A 17,832-nucleotide genomic window follows, 5' to 3' on the forward strand; every position below is an offset into this window, starting at 1 on the left:
CTTACATTATTACTTCCCTAGTTTGATTTTTATGATTATACACTTTCTCAATGTTATACATATACAATTTGACGCTAGCTTGACGATCCATCAACATGGGTGCCTGGGAAATTTTACTTTTTAATTTTTCAAAACTGCAAAGTCCTTTCTTTTGCAGTTCCTGGACCGCGCCAATAAGGTTTCTATCTTTAGAAAAACGATACTGTCCAAATAATTCATCTGATAATGTTAGTAAAGCGTCCGTCTCTTCAAAATACTTACATTCGAATCCACCACTTTGAAACGTTTCAGTTGATTTTACCTTTGGATTATTATACATTAATAAATCAATTGATAATTTAATTGCGATTTTATGCTTATTCATTATCTCAATGATTTTCTCGTAATCCGTAATGCCTAATTTTATATAGCAATTTAAGAAGTCATTCGGTTTCCATTTTTCGCCACGGCTATTCAATTGAGCGATTTGTTTTAGCGTTAACGTATTGCAAACAACAAAATATACTGGGTTTCCTGTTTGTTTACTTATTTCATATCGGTGCTGGCCGTCTATGATACAATACAATCCGTCCTTTTCTGAAACAATTATTGGACAAAAAGGAAGCATATTAAATCCTTGGGTAACATCGTTTATGATTTTTTCAATCTTAGATTTACTCAACAATCTATTCCCTGTTATATTTTCAAATAATTCGTAATTTGTTGTTTGCTGGATTTCCATTTTTTAACTTTTATTATTAACTGAATTTACAATTGTGGCAAACACTCCTTTTTTCCAGAACGTAATAGCACCGCCTACAGAAGTCCAGATCCTAGCTTCTTTATCATATTCAAAAGAAGTGATTCCGGTAACGTCGATATTCATTTTGTTTGTGATACATTCTACGGTTTTAGCTGTAGCAAAATGTTGTCTTACTGCTTTTCGCGTTGGTCTTTTCATAGGATTATATAGTTTCTGTTTTTAATACCGTACCAAATCACATAAGATCCATCGGCTTTATCAATCCTTGGCTTCAACCACGTTTCTACTAAAAAAGCTATTACGATAATAGCGACTAACAATATTTTCATAGTTTATAGAATTAACAGAAAAGCGTCGCGCTGTTCCTGATTGGATTTTTTAGGGAAACCGGGAGCGATCATTTCAATTTCCTTGTGGGTAATTTTGCCGTTTGCTCCTTTCCAGTGTTTTTTTAGTGGCTTAACCTGAACAAAAGGAATGTCTTTATGAATACACATTTCTACAATCTTTCGGCCTACTTCGTGATTGGCTCCGGTTTTAGAGCCAATTCTGGAAGCAACACCAGTTCCCATATTATTGCTATGCCAATTGGTTTTTTTGATCAACCAGGAAGCCTCTATTCGAACTTCCTTTATGAATTCCTTATGGAGTTCTAAGTAGTCGAATAGTTCAAAAAAAGTTAATGTTTTCAATTCGAAAGTTTTCGTTTTCTTATCGATGCAGGCGACTCCTGATTTACTAACATCAGGATCAATTCCTATCACTAAATTTTGTAGGCTGTTCATGGGTTATTTTACTGTTGTGGTTTCTTTATAAATTGAAATCCCTAGAAATCGTATTGTAATTTCTTTTTTTGAGAAGTTCGTACAGCCTGTACCATCGTTATAATCTGGTGTTAAAACTACTGTCTTAGTAATCATTGCTAATTTTTTCATAATGAGTTATTTTTTTTAGTTTCCTTCTTCGTTTCTGATATTCACATCATCGAGCATAATTTGTCTGCCAATGTATTTTGTAGGATCCGCATTATACTCGTCATAAATGGAGTTGAGGTAGAAAAATTCGTGCGGTAATGATTTAGCCATTCTGGAAACAAAACCGTCAATTGCATTGAATATATTAGTCAACATTTGTGGATCAGCACCATAAACCTGACTCAAATGTTTATTGGCTTTACGCTCTAAACCTTTGTTCGCTTTTTTAAGCAGGTTGTTTAAGTACGGATCATGCTCTACCGTTTCAATAAGATTGTCATTAGCTTCTACAGCAAGTTGGTTGTAGATAAGTGATTTTAAGACGTTGTTTTTATACGCCATCACTTCTTCTGTATATACTTTTTCTTTCCAGGAATCGTCGCCAGCAGCATAGAATTTCCAGGTCCCGTTAGCTACTTCAAAAGAAAGCATAGCAGCCGGACAAGTGGTTAATTGGTTTCCTTCAATCAATGAAAGATACACGGAGGTTAAATCTTTTTTGGCTATTTTGTAATAGTTGCCGTTTGGGTGGCCTACTACTCCCTGGTACATTTCTTCAATAGTGTACACTGGTTTTTCTGGAACAAAAGAAAGTACGTCTTTAGTACTTAAATCTTTTGTGCTTGCGCTTGTGTTGTTCTTCATTTACTCGTTTTTTTGGTTTAACTGTTTTACTTTCCCTTGTATTCCTTTTACTTTTACCGATGTGAAACCGGCCACATATTTTACATTTGTAAATTTCAGAAGCTCCATCTGAATGCTCATTCTGTAAAAAATAGTTTGCTGATAACTTTGTTTTGTGCTGCGTCTTTCCGGCGCAACCTTTCATAAAGCTATTAGTACATGCCATTGTTCTTAATTTTGATTCTTATTTAAATCGTGCCATAAAGCCTCTACAGTGATTATTAATTCCTCTCCGATCTTACCAAAGTTCATTTCAAAACAATAGTGTTCTATCATACAGAAACCGTCTTGTTTAGGAAAATGAGTTTGTAGAAAACTAATAATAGCTTTTATCAGAATGCTATTATCATAAGGGTTCATTCCATCGGAATTAAATATTTCAGCTAAAGTGACAGCGTTATTCCTGTCTTTAAGTATTTGTAACCTAATAGCCTCTATTAATAGAATAAAACTATCTATTGTAATTCCTACCATTTGTTTTTTTCGTTTTAAGCTTTTACAAATATAATTATTTTATACTAATAGTGTAATAATTTGTTACCAAATTACCAACCAGTGGTAATATAGTTACCACCCAGTGGTAATATCAAATGACAAATTAAATTATAACTTATTGAATAATAATAATATACATGTCAAAACAACCAAATAAACTCCATAGTAATTACTTTGAGTAACTTAGTATTATTGTAATAAACAAATAAATAATCAATTTTAACATTTATTAATTAATAGTTTATTGTTAATGTGTTGATTGTTAGTATATTATAAATATTAATATTTTAGTATTATTCTTATATTTTATATATGATTGATTTGTAGGGAGGGTATAGGGGTACGGAGGCGTTGCGAAAAAAAAGGAAACCGGATTTATTTCGGGTATGGGGTGCGTTTTTTCCCCGGATCGCTACAATTTTTCGACTTTTTTATTCCTGCTGTTACGACTGGTTTTTTGCGTACTACTACATACTTAATCCTAGTTAGGTCACATTAATACTTCGTTAACACCTATCAATTAAGGAACTAGCAATATTATACTGTAATTATCCCGACAATCGACACGACAACTACAAAAATCTATGTAATTAATCAATAAATTATAATCTCAACCCTCTGAGCTTTCGATATTTCAAAATTAATTGGCATTGGTACGGTATAATTAAACCATAACATCAGTAAAAGCGCTGATTCTACTGACTTACAAGCGAATCCAGTACCATTACAATATCACCCTATAAAACAAAATAGCATCTAAATAATAAATTCAACAATTAAATCAATTAAGCAATCAAAAAAGCAATCAAATAAACAGTATTAAAACAATCTAATTAAATATGATATAAGTATAAATTAATAGATCACATTAATATCTAATGAAGGAATAAATATAAAACTTAACACCTGGTAAAACATTATATAAGTATAACATATTGATATTAATATAAAGGAATAAGCGACGATAAAATAATCTAGTAATATAATACGATAGCAGCAAAAACAAGGCTTTAAAACCAACTATAAATAAAAGCAATAGTTTTTCTTATTAGTATAAATATTTCGTATCAAATTAATAGTATCAATTTGTTATACTAATGATATAAAGTCCTATATTTGTAGGGTACTAAAGAAGTACAAAAAAGCTCATTGAAATATCGAATAAAAAATAACGGTTTACAATATGATTGTACTAGGTCGAGCGAAACGGCAGCCGCTAACTAATTATAAAAACTAATCCAATGAAAAAGTTAACAACACATTACATAATATTAATACTTATAGCTTCTTACTTCATGTTTAACGGTTGTATTAATAGAACGCCAGCGAACGACTGGAAAGCATACGCCAACGATTTACAAAGCGAAGGTTGGAGTATTGAAGCAGCGGAACACATTGCAAAGGTAGAGTTTAAGATCCTGCCAATTGACGAAGAATACACCGCATATATTGAAGACTAAAAACAATAACAAAACAAATATTTAAAAATCATAAAAAAAACAAAGCCATGAACACAAGCAACACTCCGCCAGTAGAAGACAAAACAAAAGAAATTTTAGGAAAAGTAATTTTTTGGACAGTAGTAACAATTATAATAGTATTTATTTATTCAAGTACTCCGCTACGTTACAGATAAAATCATAAAACCAACAAATAAAACATTTAAAAACTTATAAAAATTTATATCATGGAAAACACTGCAAAATTATTCGTAACAGATTACGCTAGTTATAACGAAGGAAAACAATTTGAGTTTGGTTATTGGGTTGAGTTAAACGATTTTAACGATGCTGAAGAATTCAATACATACATAACAACACATTTTAATAATGTTGTAGGATTACAAGACTTTGAGCCAATGTACACCGATTTCGAGGGGTTTCCTGATTCATTATATAGTGAGTCTATGAGTGAATCAGAACTTGAAAAAATATTTAAATATATAGAACTGGATTACGAAAATAAAGACGACAGCGAAAAAGTTTCTTTATGGAATGAGTATTGTTCGGAGCAAAGGAATGAAGACGAAATACATAATTTCGACGATGATTTTTTTGATATTTTTTTTGAAGGTAAACCAATGGAAGCAGCAAAGGCAGCGAGTTTTGGCGATGTTAATTGGTCAGATGATTATATAAGTTTTGACGGTTACGGGAACTTAAAAAGCTTGTCAAATCCTATTCACGCAATTGACGAAAACGCACTAATTGAGTGGTTAATTGAAAATTTATAATCTATTACAACGCCTTCGCAAAGAAATGGTTTTCGGTTCGATACCGACGAAGGCACAAATTTAAAACTAATTATTTAATCTAAAAACTTATATCATGGCTAACAATTGTATGAATTACATCACTATCAACGGAAATGATAATGATATTAAAGAGTTTTCACAACTTTTAAAAATAGACGAACAACAACCAAACGGTTATGACATTTACGAAAACTTATGTAATGAGTTTGGGAAATCTGAAAATGACGGAAGATGGTTTGATATTCAATTAGTAGAACAAGACAAAAATACTATTGTTATATCTGGAGATAGTGCCTGGTGTCCTTGTCTTGAATTATTTACAAAAATAAGCGGCAAATATACATCATTAGAAATTCATTATGAATACGAAGAAAGCGGATGTGATTTTGCAGGTTTTGCAGAAATAAACGAAGGTAATTGCGATGATAATTGTTTTGGATATTGGGAAGGAAAAGCAAAAAATGACTATGAATACGCTTTTCAAACTGCTTTTGAAGATATAGAATATTACTACGAAGAAGATAGCGAAGAAGATTTTATATATAGTTCTATGTATAAAGCATTTGAACCAAAAGAACAAGCGGAACTTTTAGAGGAATTTAGAAATAAATTAATCGAGCAAAACTAATGAAGAAGCAACCCAACACAACAGAAAACCGATGTAAGATAATTTTATCGGTTTTCTTTCTCCTGATTACTTCAATTATTATTCAACTTTAAAAAATACGATTATGAATATATATTATAGCATCCGAGTAATGAAAGCAAAGACCGAAGAAAAAGCCAGAAAAAAAATGTGTGATGATAATTTTTTTGAAGATCACGAATTATGCGACGTGATTCTCTCAGAACAAGAGCTGAAAGACTATTTAAAGAATAAAAATAAAAAGCCATGAAAAAAGCAATTATTATTATTTGGACATTCCTAACAATTGTTTTATTAATACTCGGAATTTACGGCTATTACATACAAAACAAAATAATTGATATTGAAAAACGGGCCTATCAAAAACTGACAGAAGAAAACAAAGATCTAATTGAATTTATAATATTTGGCGAAAGTCAAGAGTAAAAAAATAAAACCATGAATCAAGCGCAAAAAAAAGAATCTCTTACTAAATTTTTAAGAGTTTCAGACAAAAATCAAAAGTATTTTATTACTACGGATCAAATAACAGGCAAACGTTTTGCAGTTGCAGAATTCGGAGAACCGGGAGAAGTAAACATCAAAAGTAATTTTATGAAATTCAAAGAAATGGAATGCTTTTTATTTGGAGTAAACGCAGTAAAAAACAATACTTTAAAAATAAACTAAAAATCATATCTAATGAAAAACTTTAGAGATCAAATCGAGAATTTTATAATCAGATTAACAAAAATGTTATTCTCACAAGTATAAAAAAATTAACTATTTTAATACAAATAATTTTTACTAATAAGAAAAATTTATGGAATTATCAGAACGAATAAAATACAATATAGGCGCCGGACTACTTTTTTTATTAGCAGCGTCCGGCATGTACTTAGCATCATATTAACACTAAAAAAAAGCCGTTAAAATCTTTAAAATGGAGATTTATTTGTAGCGATAACAGAAACGGCACTAAGAAAATTTTAATCAAAAACCTTTATAAAATGAAACAAACTATTTTGACGCACAAAGATCCGGAAATGCTAGGAAAGGAATTAATTACTGAACTGCAGAAACTAAATACTGATTTTGTAATAATTCACAGCTCTACTTTTTACGATCACATTGACGAATTTTTTAAAGCAATCATACTATACCACGAATAAATAAAAACTCATGAACAAGAAGCAATCTATTATTTTAATCATCATTTTACTTGCCATCATTACTGCTGCAGGTATATACTAAAAAAAAAGCCATGGAAAAATTAGTTAAAAAAAGCAGCCTTAGATCTGGACTAAACAGATTTTTTAGAATGACACAACGAATCGAAATTACTAAACTACCTACTAATACGGTAACAGTAAGAAATGTTTATAAAAACAAGCAAATTATTGAAGTAACAAGTGATACTTTTGCTAGGTTTAACTCTAGAATTTAATTCAAAACAAAAATAAAAATGACAGAAATAGAAATCTTTGCAAAATTTGTAAAGGACAAAAGGACAGCGTTAGGAAAATCAATTGCTGATTTATCTGAAGAAGTTTTCAACGATAGAAAAAATAGATACATTAGTGACCTGGAGAACGGAAGAAGAAAAGGAATTACTATTGATGTAATGGGTAAGATACTGGCTGCACTAAACACAGAAATTAGTTATAAAGAACTGTAAAATTATTTAAACTAAAATAAAAATAAAAATGGAAAAAGAAAAAGAAATCAAAAACACTGCAGATGGAGAGAGAACAGTAGAAATTCCTTTGAAAAGGTATGACGAATTGTTAATTAAAGAGAAAATGACCATGGATAGTGATAAAGAATTAAAGCAGCTTACAGATGTTTTAGTAATATCCAACAGTTTAACTATGGAACTTATAGCAGAAAAAGGAGCTCTACAAAATCAAAATATTGAATTATTAAATCTAAGAAAAAGTAAAACTTGGACGGAAATATTCACTAGTATAAAAAATAAAATTTTATTTAAAAGTGAGTAATAGCGTATAAAAAAATATAAAAAAAGCGACCCTTAGTGGTCGCTTTTTTTGTTTAATGATTTTTCTATTCTAAGCAGAATACTTTCTATATTTTTCAAAACAGTAAAAGATTCTACGCTGTAATCTGGCGACTCAATTGCAATAGTTTTACCGAACAAATTAGCTTGGTTTCGTTTTAATTTATCGTTTAAAGCAATTGGATCCTGGCCTTTTTTCAAGAACCAGTAATTAATCTCCGGGAAGCGCTTAATTATTTTATCAATCAAATTATCACTAATTTTATTTCGATCATGCAAAATATGATCAATTGAAGAGTGACTAGCGTACCCTAATTCCTTAGAAAATCCTAATGCAGAATACCTTAATTCTGCTAAAACCCTTTTCATTATTTCAGAATCAGGTAAATTTTTGTTGTTTTCATTATTTGCCATTTTCGTTTATTTTTATGTTGTTAATATTTTTTTACTTGATTAAATTGTATTATTTATTCTCTGAAATCCATCTACTAAATCTTCATGTGACATTGCGTCGTATTCATTCAAGTCAATAGTATCGACATACTCCAAGAAGGAAAGTAACACTTTATTTTGCTCAATAACAGACAATTTTGCACTACTAATTATATTCCAGTTTTTCAAAAAAGAAGATAAAGATTCATACGGACATTTCCCCGTACCGTCCAGTCTATTTATCGATAGCGATTTTATATCAGACAATTTTAATTCATATTCCTTTCCGTTTTCATATCCTAATGAATTCGTTCCTGTAAATTTTGCTTTAATTTCCATCTTAATTTACTTTCTTATAATTTATATCCCAAACTTTTTTCAAGCTCTCAGCGTGTTCTCTATTCGTTTTCTTAATATAGTCTAGCATCTGTTCCTCGCTCTTCCATCCACATATAGCCATCAAAGTACTATTACTTACCGTTCCGTAAATGTTAGTCGCAAAACTTCTCCTGCAAATGTGGCTTGTTATCAGTTCGTGTTTTGGGTATAAACTTACTACTTTTCTTTTAACTTTAGTTTTAGGATCAACTTTTGCAACCCCGCCCATCATTTGAGTATCAAATTTCAAAATTCCCGCTATTGTTTTAATATGTTTATTGAATTTAGGATCACAAATTTTTTCTGGCAGCGCTCCGTTTCTTTTCTTCAAAATATCGTGTATCATCCAGTGAACAGGAATAGAAACCCAAGTTTTTGTTTTCTCAGTTTGAATTTCAATAAAATCATCATGAAAATTATCTAATTTAAGTTTCGATAAAAAATCTGAAATACGTAAACCGGTCCACAATCCAATAATTAAATTGTCTCTCACATTATCTAGCGTAGGATTTTCAGAAAAATCATGGTTATAAATTTTATTTATTTCCAATTCATCAAAATAAGGTTCTTTGTAATCGTGGTTTTCTTTAGTAACAAAAACTCTATTTTTATAACTCTGATTAATCAAAATGTTTTCTGCTTCTGCTCTACCGCAAAAGAATTTAAATCTTCCAATCATCCTGCGAGCTGTTTTTTCAGCGTAAGATTCAGCCGTTAGAAATTCAGAAAAATTATCCAGCAAAGTATCATCAATTGAACTAAATTTTATTTTGTCTTTTCCTTCAAATTTCTGGATCAATTTATTCAAAATAGTATAATGGCTTTGTGTTCTTTCTTCCATGTATTTATCAGCCGAAACTTTAAATTTTGGTGCTTTCTCTTTTAGCCACCAGGTAGCAAAATCAGTCAAATAAAGTTTATGAAGTTCTGGCGCTTTTTTCAGTTCATTAGACGGACGATTGAAAAATTTGGCTACGCTTTTTTCAAGCCAAATTTTATTCAAAATTTCACCTTCCATAAAATCCTCATTGACTGCATTAAAAAGATGGATCTTTAATTCTGATAATTTAGAATTTAACTTGTCTCTATTCGGGACCGCTATAACGTTTCGTATTTTCTGGTTATCCTGGTCCCAATACTTAGGATCAATAAATACATTAATACCAGCGCCAGTATCAGTACTTCTTCCGCTAATGAAACGGATACGGATTTCTGAAGGAGATTTTTTACCTACAATGTAGTACTTTAGTGTTGCCATAATTTTCGTTTTAATTTGATCAAAAGAACACTCTTCCCAAAGCATTCCATCCCGACAATATCCCGACCAGTTTGAACCAATACAAACATATTATACTACAAATATAAAATTATTTTTACTATAAATACAAAATATATGTACTTTTATTCTAATACGTGTATTAATAGTATAAATCCGTCTTCCAGTCAAGGTCACTTAATCTATTGTTTACCAAATAGATACAGTTAATAATTTCGTTGAGTCGGGTGGTTTGGAATTGGTTTTCCCGAAACGTGAAATTTTCGGGATAAATTAAACCAATTAGTTCTCTAGTATCAGCTAAACTACTGTTTTCACAGGCTTCTCCGAGCTTTAAAAGGTTTTCCAATCCTGTATTCATTAATTGCTCAATATTACCCTTATCATCATCTGCATTCCCAATCTGTTTTTCTAAATTACTTATGATGCCATTATATTCTTTTTTCATAAGATTGTAATCTTCAACCTCGATTTTTTCAGTTACCAATAAGTTCCTTGCAACTGATAATTTCTTTTCATATTCCGAAATCTGTTCCAGCGACTTTCTCTTTTCATTAGCTATAATCCCTGTATGCTCTCTATAAGCTTCAAGTAGCACAGCAGTATATAGTTTCTTAACTGGTTCTAAAGGTTTGAATTTATTTAACTGTTCAATAAATATCTTGTTTGCTATTTCGGAGTTGACTCTCCATTTACAGAGCTTATCACAATGATAGTAATAGTAATATTTGTTTCTCCCTTTGCATTTACTGCCTGTGAGCTTTCGTCCGCACTGTGGACACTGGAAAAAACCTCTTAGAGGAAAATTTTCTATTGTTCTGACCTTAGGCCTATACGTTCTGGATTTACCGTCAAGAACATCCTGCACTCGGTAAAATAGTCCTTCACTGATTATTGCTTCATGTTGTCCATCCACCCATCGGACCTCTTCATCTTTATATTTAGGAACTACGATTTTCCCACAATACAGCGGATTACGCAAAATAACCCACATGTTACTCTTAGCAATGCGCAACCCTTTTTCCTTTGCCATCTGGTAAATGGATTCAGTGCTGAAAGCATTTTTTGCAATCTGCTCAAATACCCATATAAGCTGAGTTGCTGCCTTCGGCTCGGGGGCTATATATTTTTTTCCGTCTTCAGTTGCTTTATTAACATAACCATAAGGAGCCATGCCCATATGCCTTCCTTCTTTCTTACCGCGTCTGAGCCCTTGAAATGTATTGAGTGCCCTTCTGTCATTTTCTACTTCTGGTGCTGCCAGATAAAATGCAAGCATCATCTTATTTTCTGGGACACTTAAATCAAGAGGCTGCTCTATAGCCTGAGGTTCAACACCTAGTTTTCTTAACAGGTTTATCATTTGATAGGCATCCCCTGCATTACGACTGAACCTGTCCCATTTCATGAAAAGAATCAGGTCTACTTTATTTTTATGTTTTTTAAGATTAACCAAAAGTTTTTTCCACTGTGGCCTGTTAAAAGTCTTTGCAGAATGATCTTCATAGATTACGTTGCGTATTTCCATATGATTAATGCTACAATATTTTCGCAACATTTCTTCCTGATTACGTTGTGAAAAACCTTTCTCAGCCTGCTCGTCAGTGCTGACCCTTATATATAAATCTGCTATCTTACTCATCTTCTTTCGCTTAAATGTTTAGACACAGCGATATTAGCGATTTTCCTCAACAAATACAAAATTTCCTGTACCTGTTCGAAAGTTACATCTAATCCTTCTGATCTCAGCATATGTAAAGCCCTTTCAGGCGTCAGCTTTGAATCCCTATAGTCCATATCCTTCTCCATCCTCTTACTTTTTTAAATTCATATTCTTTTAAAAAGTAATTTAACCGTAAAACTGGCTCTAATAGTCATAATGGCAGTACTTGGCTCTGTCTGGAAATATATTTCCTATCTCTTAAAAATACTTCAACAAATTGCAAAAAAAATACCCATCATTTATAATTCTGGTTATTCACATGTCATCAATTATCCAATACAACTAAACAATTAAGATAAAGACTTCGATTAGTTTTTATAGCTATTTTTTTTTTACCGTTTTATCTCATTTAACTTCCTTTCTTCCTATTTCATTTGGTGAGGAGCACCGATGCTTGGTTCTTTTTTTTCAGGAGCAAAGGTATTTTCGGGCTCTTAACGGATAACCAAGGTCAGGCCCTTTGAGGTTTTGAATAAAATCTCCACCCATGCGGGTTGTATTTTTCTCAAAAACCTTGGTTTTCCTAAACCCTACCTTTTTATGCTCATGAAACAAAACCAGCATACTCCGGCTCTTTACACGAATAAAAAAAATGTCACATATGAAAAACAATCAATTAAATATTACAAATGAAACAAAACAGCGCCTCCTCTCATTGCCGAATAAATATTTTAAAAAAATAGGCAAACCTAATAAGGCTCACAGAGGAGAGCAGATTGAAAGAAAATGAAGTGTAACAATAGTGAATAACAGTTAAAAAAGAAAATCATGAACATCATCGGAAGACTGACAAGGGATGCGGAAGTACGCAGAACGTCACAGGAAAAACAAGTAGTAAACTTTTCAGTAGCTACTAACGACAGCTACAGAAACAAGCAGGGCGAACGCATAGAGCAGACAACGTACTTCGACTGTTCGTATTGGCTTAGTCCAAAAGTAGCGCAGATACTCACAAAAGGTACGGTGGTAGAACTCACAGGCAGAGTAAGTGCAAGGGCATGGACGGGCAGTGACGGAGAAGCACACGCAGGGCTAAATTTCAATACCTCGCAAATCAAACTGCACGGGGGTGGCAAAAAATCCGAAACGGTGCAGGCTCACGCAGGAAACAGCAACGATAAGGAAAATGACGACCTCCCATTTTAATCAAGAGTATTCAAACAATTATCAAATTTTTAAATCATTTTATCATGGCACATAATATCAATTTCAACAGCACAACAGGACGTTATTCATTCTTTAGCGTAAAAGAAAAAGCGTGGCACGGCTTAGGGCAAATCGTAGCGCAATACCCTACGAGCGAAGAAGCAATCAAGCACGCAGGATTAGATTATGAAGTCATAAAAACACCACTATATACCAAAGGTTCGGGCATCATCGAAACCAGAAACGGTATTGAAATAGGCAGTAGCGAATTGGAAGTACCTTCCTATTATGCCAATATCCGTGCCGATAACAATGCCGTATTGGGTGTGGTTGGCAAAGACTATCACATCGTACAAAACCGTGAAGCATTCAATTTTTTTGATGCTATTGTAGGTGGTTCACAAGGAATATTATACGAAACCGCAGGAGTATTGGGACAAGGGGAACGCATCTTTATTACCGCCAAACTACCCGATTATATCCGAGTAGGAAATGGCGATGATGTAACAGAAAAGTACATTTTCCTAACCACTTCGCACGATGGCAGTGGAAGCATAACAGCAGCCTTCACCCCTATCCGTATTGTTTGCCAAAATACCCTTAACGCCTCGCTTCGTTCAATGAGCAACGTGGTACGCATCAAACATACTTCGGGAGCAAAACAGCACTTGGAAAATGCACACAAGGTTATGGGATTAGCGGATACCTTAAGCAACCAGTTAGAAGGAATATTCAACCAGTGGGCTAAAGTAAAGGTGACTGACCAAGAAGTAAAAAAACTAATCCAATTGGCTCTTTGCCCAAACAAGGAAACATTGGATTTGCTAAAGAAGGGTGCAGAAGATGAAGTTTCCACCGTCTTCAAAAATGTGGTACAAGATGCCTTTGCCTATGCTATGACAAGCGACACCCAACAAATGGATACCACCAAAGGCACATTGTTCGGGGCATACAATGCTGTGACAGGGTACTATCAGAATGTGCGCAATTACAAAGATGATGAAGCCAAGTTACAAAGTATTGTAATGGGTGGAACCGCTCAAATCAAATCACAGAAAGCATTTGAATTGTGTACTGCCTTTTCAATAAACGGCTCGGAAATCTTAAATCTCAATTAATAACTACAGGCGACTGCCTTTACAGGTGGTCGCCTATTTAAAATTTACAATCATGACAAAGGAAAACAAGAAGAAAAATGAATTTGCAGATTACCTTTTCAACCAATTTGTAAAAGCAGAACGTAGGGACAAACAAGATTGGTCGCTGAATTATTGGAACGTTTTAACCCAATATGCAGAGATTGGGTTGTCTGATGAAGAACAGTCTGAAGAAAGATTATACGTATTTAAACTTGATATTATAATTAGGGAAGCTATGTCAGGCTGGAACACACACCTATTGATCCTGCGTGGAAAAGAAGCCGAACAGGATTATAGGGAAAGAATGAAAAAATATGAAGAACGCTTACGTGCCATTGGACATGACGAAGCAACAATTAAGCAAATGTTAGACTATAAAATCAAATTAAATTATGGAACCGACTAATTTTTTCAATCAGATAGCGCAAATGGGCATTACGGGAGATTTACAGCTCACTATATCAAAGGGTATAGAAAACACCCTTATTGTTTCCATAATGCTTCAAAATGAGCAATGTGGTGATAATGCGAAACAACTGATACCACCGCTTAATCTGCGGGGAACAGCAGAAGAATTGGACGAGGGATTTTTTCAGCAGATAACAACGCCTTTGCATACCGCTTCGGGTTTAGTGGTAAATATGGAAGCCTTTATGAAGCAATTGGAAGTAGCCAAAAAGCAATCGGCAATGGAGAAAGAAAAATCCGAAAAAGAGAAGAAAGAACAGGAAGCCAAAGACAAGAAGTTTAAAGACGGCATGGCAAAGGCAGACGAATTGGAGAAAGAGGATAAATTCCGTGAAGCATGGATGAAAGTACCCGAAATTACAGACTTCCCCGAAAAGGCAGACGAGATACGCAAACGCAAATCGGAACTATCAAACCAATTTTCTTCAACAGGTCTTTTTGCGACTGAACAAACTACCGTTTAACACAAAATCAAGAGTTATGTTATTAGCAACACAGTTAGAACGAGTATTTATACTTAAAGATAAAGGGCAGGACATCAGACTGACCGACCCCGAACCACGTTGGAGTGTGGAAGCGGTATTGAATTTTTACGCCAATACGTATCCCATACTAACCACCGCAAAAATATCTGCCCCCATCATCCGTGATGATAGGATAGAATACAAATTAGAGAGCGTAATGGGAACAAAAGGTTAAACCAAAAATAAAAAACAATGAACTATGCAACGCAATATCCTATCGGGAACTATCAGCATACCCGAACAGAAAACACAACGGCAACTGCACAGACAATTGGGCGAGTTCTCACAATGGATGCAAAGAGCCAAAGACACAAACGAAGTACGGAAAGACAAACAGAAATCCGTACCGATAGCAATGCTTCCAATGGTTTTCTAAAGTGTGGGTTTCTGCCTAAACTGAAAACAACACAATCCACACAGGATTGTAAGAAAACAGCAAAAACGCAAAGGGATTTTTACAAGTCCCTTTCCCAACTTGCAGAGCATTACGGCATTGAACCGTTACAAACGCAGGAATACGGCTACCCCTACAATATGGCTTTGGCTATGTGGGATGCTGAAACCAAGTTAAAACAAAACAATGTCAATTGGGATAATTTACGTTTGGTACAGGATAGTAAGAAAACATTTTTTACGAGCGAAGAACGATACAGCACAGGTACAACCCTATACTATATTCCAATCGTGCCACTCTTTCAAATGCTCTATGACCCAAAGCGTAAAAAGACGGCTCAATTGCTTGTTTCGATTTGCAGTTATCTATATCATATTGTCGATATACCGTATTATAGACAGGAAAACAGCTATCTGTATTGGATGTATGAAATGATGAACGATTGGGTAGAACAGGATGATTATACCGAAGAAACGGACAGCTGTATTGCTGAGATTGCAAAAGCTGAATGGATAGGCGAACGGGTTGAACAGAAACTATTCAATCGCATCAATTTACAGTTATTTGAACAGCGTTTTAACCGCTTTAAAAGCCGTGATACATTCGACCAGGAATGCCAAAAAGTCGCTTGCGATGCCTTTGCCCTTTATTCACAATATCCACACGAGAGCATTTTCCGAAACGCACCAAGACCCGAAGAAGACCCCTATACTGATGAAAACGATTGCGAAACTGTTGGAATGGAAAAGTATATCTCCTTTATAGCAGATACCACAGGTTGGTTGTATGAGAGCCTTGCGGATAGTATCAACAATGAGTTTAACGAGTATGGAGCAATGGAAGAACCAACAATTTGTAAATACTTTGACGGTAGCAACATAACGCAAACCAATCTTGATTTTGAGAACCGCCTGTTTGCCCTTTTGGACGAACTCTGCACACTACTGTATGATTATAAAACGACAAGAAAATGAACAATATAAACGACATAACCGAGAATTTTGGAACACTTTACCACCCAAAATCTGCATTGGTTTTTTACCAAACCAAAGGGACGAATACCGATATGTATGTGGAGCATTTTGATTTGGACAAAAACGGAACTCCTGTCAATGCCCATCCATTGACCGTAAATGAAGCTAAAGTATTGGCAAAGGCTTTACACACCGACAAAGAAAAGGACAAAGCCTTTTTAAAGCCAAAAGGGATTTTGCAGACCAATATACTGCATATCAATCCAAGCGAAAAAGGCGCGGTACTTTGGTACACCAAAGCACAGGAACAGCAATTATATTTTGTGAACGGCTTGGGCATACCCAACGGCAAAGCTTATGTACCATCAATGCTTTGGTATGCCAGTAAAAACAGCCTTGCGGTATTTGCTCTTGCAACTGACAGAAGACCATCGGAAAATACACCATTGTATTATGCTCCTTTCTTCAACATTTATGAAGACGGCAAAGTCTGTATGGGAACTGTAAGTATAGACATTAAAAATTCCGCTTCTGTGGAGGAATTTACAACTGCTTGGGAAGACTACTTTTTTAACAGCTATTTCAGCCATTTCTTAGGAAAACAAAATCCCATAAAAGGGAATTGCGTAATCCTTTGGAAAAAACTGATTGAAACCAGCGAAGTCTTTCCTAAAGAGACCTTGAAAAAGAACAACAAAACACTTAAAAATCTTTTGTGATGAATAACGAGAAACTAAAAGTACATTTTACCGATAACTATCTGATAAGCCCGACCAATCCCATTGCGGTAAACTTAATCGGTGCAGGTGGTACAGGTTCAAAGATTTTGACCGCTTTAATGGAAATGAACCACAGCTTAATCGAATTGGGACACGCAGGCTTACGTGTCCGCCTATGGGATGATGATATTGTGACCAATGCCAATTTAGGAAGACAGCGTTTTGCAGAAAGTGAAACAGGGTTATACAAATCCGTTGCACTCATCAACCGTGCAAACCGCTTTTCAGGTACAAATTGGAAAGCCGAAACCGAAAAGTTTGAGAAGGACAGTTTGGGCAGAATACCCGAAGAAGCACAGGCAACTATTTACATTACCTGCGTGGACAATGTACAGGCGAGGTTTGGAGTTGCTGAAATACTGAAAGAAATAGGTTACCGCCGACACCACAGGGACGAACCGAAGTATTGGTTGGATTTTGGCAACAGCCAATATACAGGGCAAGTGTTGCTATCTACCATAGGAAACATTCATCAACCCAATTCGGAGAAATACGAAACGGTGGCAAATCTGCCAATGATTACGGAAGAATTTGGAGAATTATTGAAGCAGTCCGAACAACACGATGACACACCGAGTTGCAGTTTAGCGGAAGCTTTGGAGAAACAGGATTTGTTTATCAATTCCTCTTTAACACAAATGGGCTGTTCGCTTTTATGGAGCTTGTTTCGATATGGTATGACACCGTACAGAGGCTTTTTCCACAATCTGAAAGACTTTCGTACCCACCCCATAAAAGTAGCCTGAAAGTCAAAATCGGGCAGCAAAAAGACACTCCCTCCTATGGTCGGGATAGTCTTTTTGCGCCT

Annotated in this window: 31 protein-coding genes; 20 read left to right on the forward strand and 11 right to left on the reverse strand. The window is 34.4% G+C overall.

Translation table 11 applies throughout. The features are described from left to right. Position 1: 1 nt before the first annotated feature. The 7 genes from E0F89_RS06005 to E0F89_RS06025 all read right to left on the reverse strand — a co-directional run bounded on the left by E0F89_RS06005 (position 2) and on the right by E0F89_RS06025 (position 2,874). Positions 2 to 721, reverse strand: a complete 720-nt coding sequence (locus E0F89_RS06005) for a ParB N-terminal domain-containing protein (RefSeq protein WP_131908947.1) — start codon at positions 719 to 721, stop codon at positions 2 to 4. A gap of 3 nt (positions 722 to 724) precedes the next feature. After that, positions 725 to 940: a hypothetical protein gene (locus tag E0F89_RS06010; protein ID WP_131908948.1), complete on the reverse strand. Its 216-nt coding sequence runs from the start codon at positions 938 to 940 to the stop codon at positions 725 to 727. After that, the gene (locus tag E0F89_RS17440; RefSeq protein ID WP_262709518.1) at positions 937 to 1,071 is read right to left on the reverse strand and encodes a hypothetical protein; all 135 of its coding nucleotides are present in this window, start codon (positions 1,069 to 1,071) and stop codon (positions 937 to 939) included. The genes E0F89_RS06010 and E0F89_RS17440 overlap by 4 nt, the downstream gene beginning before the upstream one ends. Positions 1,072 to 1,074: 3 nt before the next feature. Beyond that, positions 1,075 to 1,527, reverse strand: coding sequence for a hypothetical protein (locus E0F89_RS06015; protein ID WP_131908949.1), 453 nt, complete (start codon positions 1,525 to 1,527; stop codon positions 1,075 to 1,077). A 3-nt stretch (positions 1,528 to 1,530) separates the two neighbouring features. Further along, on the reverse strand, positions 1,531 to 1,677 hold the full coding sequence (locus tag E0F89_RS17095; protein WP_165929990.1) for a hypothetical protein: 147 nt from the start codon (positions 1,675 to 1,677) through the stop codon (positions 1,531 to 1,533). A gap of 15 nt (positions 1,678 to 1,692) precedes the next feature. Further along, positions 1,693 to 2,361 (reverse strand): hypothetical protein, encoded by a 669-nt coding sequence (locus tag E0F89_RS06020; RefSeq protein WP_131908950.1) that lies wholly within the window; start codon positions 2,359 to 2,361, stop codon positions 1,693 to 1,695. 210 nt (positions 2,362 to 2,571) lie between these two features. After that, complete coding sequence (locus E0F89_RS06025; protein ID WP_131908951.1) at positions 2,572 to 2,874, reverse strand: hypothetical protein; 303 nt, start codon at positions 2,872 to 2,874, stop codon at positions 2,572 to 2,574. 1,262 nt (positions 2,875 to 4,136) lie between these two features. On the opposite strand from E0F89_RS06025, the gene E0F89_RS06030 reads away from it, so the two are divergent. The 11 genes from E0F89_RS06030 (at position 4,137) to E0F89_RS06065 (ending at position 7,774) form a co-directional block, all read left to right on the forward strand. Then, positions 4,137 to 4,355 (forward strand): hypothetical protein, encoded by a 219-nt coding sequence (locus E0F89_RS06030; protein ID WP_131908952.1) that lies wholly within the window; start codon positions 4,137 to 4,139, stop codon positions 4,353 to 4,355. Between the two features lie 47 nt (positions 4,356 to 4,402). Next, positions 4,403 to 4,531 (forward strand): hypothetical protein, encoded by a 129-nt coding sequence (locus E0F89_RS17445; protein ID WP_262709519.1) that lies wholly within the window; start codon positions 4,403 to 4,405, stop codon positions 4,529 to 4,531. A 51-nt stretch (positions 4,532 to 4,582) separates the two neighbouring features. Further along, a complete protein-coding gene (locus E0F89_RS06035; protein WP_131908953.1) occupies positions 4,583 to 5,128 on the forward strand; it encodes an antirestriction protein ArdA in 546 nt (181 codons plus the stop codon). Positions 5,129 to 5,222: 94 nt separating this feature from the next. Beyond that, positions 5,223 to 5,777 (forward strand): DUF1281 family ferredoxin-like fold protein, encoded by a 555-nt coding sequence (locus E0F89_RS06040; RefSeq protein WP_131908954.1) that lies wholly within the window; start codon positions 5,223 to 5,225, stop codon positions 5,775 to 5,777. Positions 5,778 to 5,880: 103 nt separating this feature from the next. Then, positions 5,881 to 6,045, forward strand: a complete 165-nt coding sequence (locus E0F89_RS17100) for a hypothetical protein (RefSeq protein ID WP_165929991.1) — start codon at positions 5,881 to 5,883, stop codon at positions 6,043 to 6,045. Beyond that, positions 6,042 to 6,221, forward strand: coding sequence for a hypothetical protein (locus E0F89_RS06045; RefSeq protein WP_131908955.1), 180 nt, complete (start codon positions 6,042 to 6,044; stop codon positions 6,219 to 6,221). The genes E0F89_RS17100 and E0F89_RS06045 overlap by 4 nt, the downstream gene beginning before the upstream one ends. A 12-nt stretch (positions 6,222 to 6,233) precedes the next feature. Further along, positions 6,234 to 6,464, forward strand: coding sequence for a hypothetical protein (locus tag E0F89_RS06050; protein ID WP_131908956.1), 231 nt, complete (start codon positions 6,234 to 6,236; stop codon positions 6,462 to 6,464). A gap of 320 nt (positions 6,465 to 6,784) precedes the next feature. Continuing rightward, the gene (locus tag E0F89_RS17105) at positions 6,785 to 6,946 is read left to right on the forward strand and encodes a hypothetical protein (protein ID WP_165929992.1); all 162 of its coding nucleotides are present in this window, start codon (positions 6,785 to 6,787) and stop codon (positions 6,944 to 6,946) included. Positions 6,947 to 7,038: 92 nt separating this feature from the next. Continuing rightward, a complete protein-coding gene (locus E0F89_RS06055) occupies positions 7,039 to 7,221 on the forward strand; it encodes a hypothetical protein (RefSeq protein WP_131908957.1) in 183 nt (60 codons plus the stop codon). A gap of 18 nt (positions 7,222 to 7,239) precedes the next feature. Further along, positions 7,240 to 7,452: a helix-turn-helix domain-containing protein gene (locus E0F89_RS06060; RefSeq protein ID WP_131908958.1), complete on the forward strand. Its 213-nt coding sequence runs from the start codon at positions 7,240 to 7,242 to the stop codon at positions 7,450 to 7,452. Positions 7,453 to 7,480: 28 nt separating this feature from the next. Further along, positions 7,481 to 7,774 carry a hypothetical protein gene (locus E0F89_RS06065; RefSeq protein WP_131908959.1) on the forward strand — a complete coding sequence of 98 codons (294 nt, stop codon included), beginning with the start codon at positions 7,481 to 7,483 and terminating at the stop codon, positions 7,772 to 7,774. Positions 7,775 to 7,806: 32 nt separating this feature from the next. Here the strand turns inward: E0F89_RS06065 and E0F89_RS06070 are convergent, their stop codons facing one another. The 4 genes from E0F89_RS06070 to E0F89_RS06085 form a co-directional block, all read right to left on the reverse strand. Further along, a complete protein-coding gene (locus E0F89_RS06070; RefSeq protein WP_131908960.1) occupies positions 7,807 to 8,205 on the reverse strand; it encodes a hypothetical protein in 399 nt (132 codons plus the stop codon). 39 nt (positions 8,206 to 8,244) lie between these two features. After that, the gene (locus E0F89_RS06075; RefSeq protein WP_131908961.1) at positions 8,245 to 8,562 is read right to left on the reverse strand and encodes a hypothetical protein; all 318 of its coding nucleotides are present in this window, start codon (positions 8,560 to 8,562) and stop codon (positions 8,245 to 8,247) included. A gap of 1 nt (position 8,563) precedes the next feature. After that, positions 8,564 to 9,859, reverse strand: coding sequence for a phage integrase SAM-like domain-containing protein (locus E0F89_RS06080; RefSeq protein WP_165929993.1), 1,296 nt, complete (start codon positions 9,857 to 9,859; stop codon positions 8,564 to 8,566). A 160-nt stretch (positions 9,860 to 10,019) separates the two neighbouring features. After that, entirely contained in the window at positions 10,020 to 11,519 is a 1,500-nt protein-coding gene (locus E0F89_RS06085; RefSeq protein ID WP_131908963.1) for a recombinase family protein, read from the reverse strand. Between the two features lie 682 nt (positions 11,520 to 12,201). On the opposite strand from E0F89_RS06085, the gene E0F89_RS17450 reads away from it, so the two are divergent. The 9 genes from E0F89_RS17450 to E0F89_RS06125 are packed head-to-tail and all read left to right on the forward strand — an operon-like array spanning position 12,202 to position 17,770. Next, positions 12,202 to 12,330 carry a hypothetical protein gene (locus tag E0F89_RS17450; protein WP_262709520.1) on the forward strand — a complete coding sequence of 43 codons (129 nt, stop codon included), beginning with the start codon at positions 12,202 to 12,204 and terminating at the stop codon, positions 12,328 to 12,330. Positions 12,331 to 12,368: 38 nt separating this feature from the next. Next, positions 12,369 to 12,746 carry a single-stranded DNA-binding protein gene (locus E0F89_RS06090; RefSeq protein ID WP_131908964.1) on the forward strand — a complete coding sequence of 126 codons (378 nt, stop codon included), beginning with the start codon at positions 12,369 to 12,371 and terminating at the stop codon, positions 12,744 to 12,746. A 44-nt stretch (positions 12,747 to 12,790) separates the two neighbouring features. Next, entirely contained in the window at positions 12,791 to 13,864 is a 1,074-nt protein-coding gene (locus E0F89_RS06095) for a DUF932 domain-containing protein (RefSeq protein WP_131908965.1), read from the forward strand. Positions 13,865 to 13,916: 52 nt separating this feature from the next. Next, positions 13,917 to 14,291 carry a hypothetical protein gene (locus E0F89_RS06100; RefSeq protein WP_131908966.1) on the forward strand — a complete coding sequence of 125 codons (375 nt, stop codon included), beginning with the start codon at positions 13,917 to 13,919 and terminating at the stop codon, positions 14,289 to 14,291. Next, positions 14,278 to 14,817, forward strand: coding sequence for a PRTRC system protein E (locus E0F89_RS06105; RefSeq protein ID WP_131908967.1), 540 nt, complete (start codon positions 14,278 to 14,280; stop codon positions 14,815 to 14,817). The genes E0F89_RS06100 and E0F89_RS06105 overlap by 14 nt, the downstream gene beginning before the upstream one ends. Positions 14,818 to 14,833: 16 nt before the next feature. Further along, a complete protein-coding gene (locus E0F89_RS06110) occupies positions 14,834 to 15,052 on the forward strand; it encodes a PRTRC system protein C (RefSeq protein WP_131909354.1) in 219 nt (72 codons plus the stop codon). A gap of 17 nt (positions 15,053 to 15,069) precedes the next feature. Next, positions 15,070 to 16,245 (forward strand): hypothetical protein, encoded by a 1,176-nt coding sequence (locus E0F89_RS06115; RefSeq protein WP_131908968.1) that lies wholly within the window; start codon positions 15,070 to 15,072, stop codon positions 16,243 to 16,245. Further along, positions 16,242 to 16,964, forward strand: coding sequence for a PRTRC system protein B (locus E0F89_RS06120; RefSeq protein ID WP_131908969.1), 723 nt, complete (start codon positions 16,242 to 16,244; stop codon positions 16,962 to 16,964). The genes E0F89_RS06115 and E0F89_RS06120 overlap by 4 nt, the downstream gene beginning before the upstream one ends. Next, positions 16,964 to 17,770: a PRTRC system ThiF family protein gene (locus E0F89_RS06125; RefSeq protein ID WP_131908970.1), complete on the forward strand. Its 807-nt coding sequence runs from the start codon at positions 16,964 to 16,966 to the stop codon at positions 17,768 to 17,770. Before E0F89_RS06120 ends, E0F89_RS06125 begins: the two co-directional genes overlap by 1 nt. The last annotated feature ends 62 nt before the right edge of the window (positions 17,771 to 17,832 follow it).

The sequence above is a fragment of the Flavobacterium caseinilyticum genome (genome assembly GCF_004349085.1).
Lineage (GTDB): Bacteria > Bacteroidota > Bacteroidia > Flavobacteriales > Flavobacteriaceae > Flavobacterium > Flavobacterium caseinilyticum.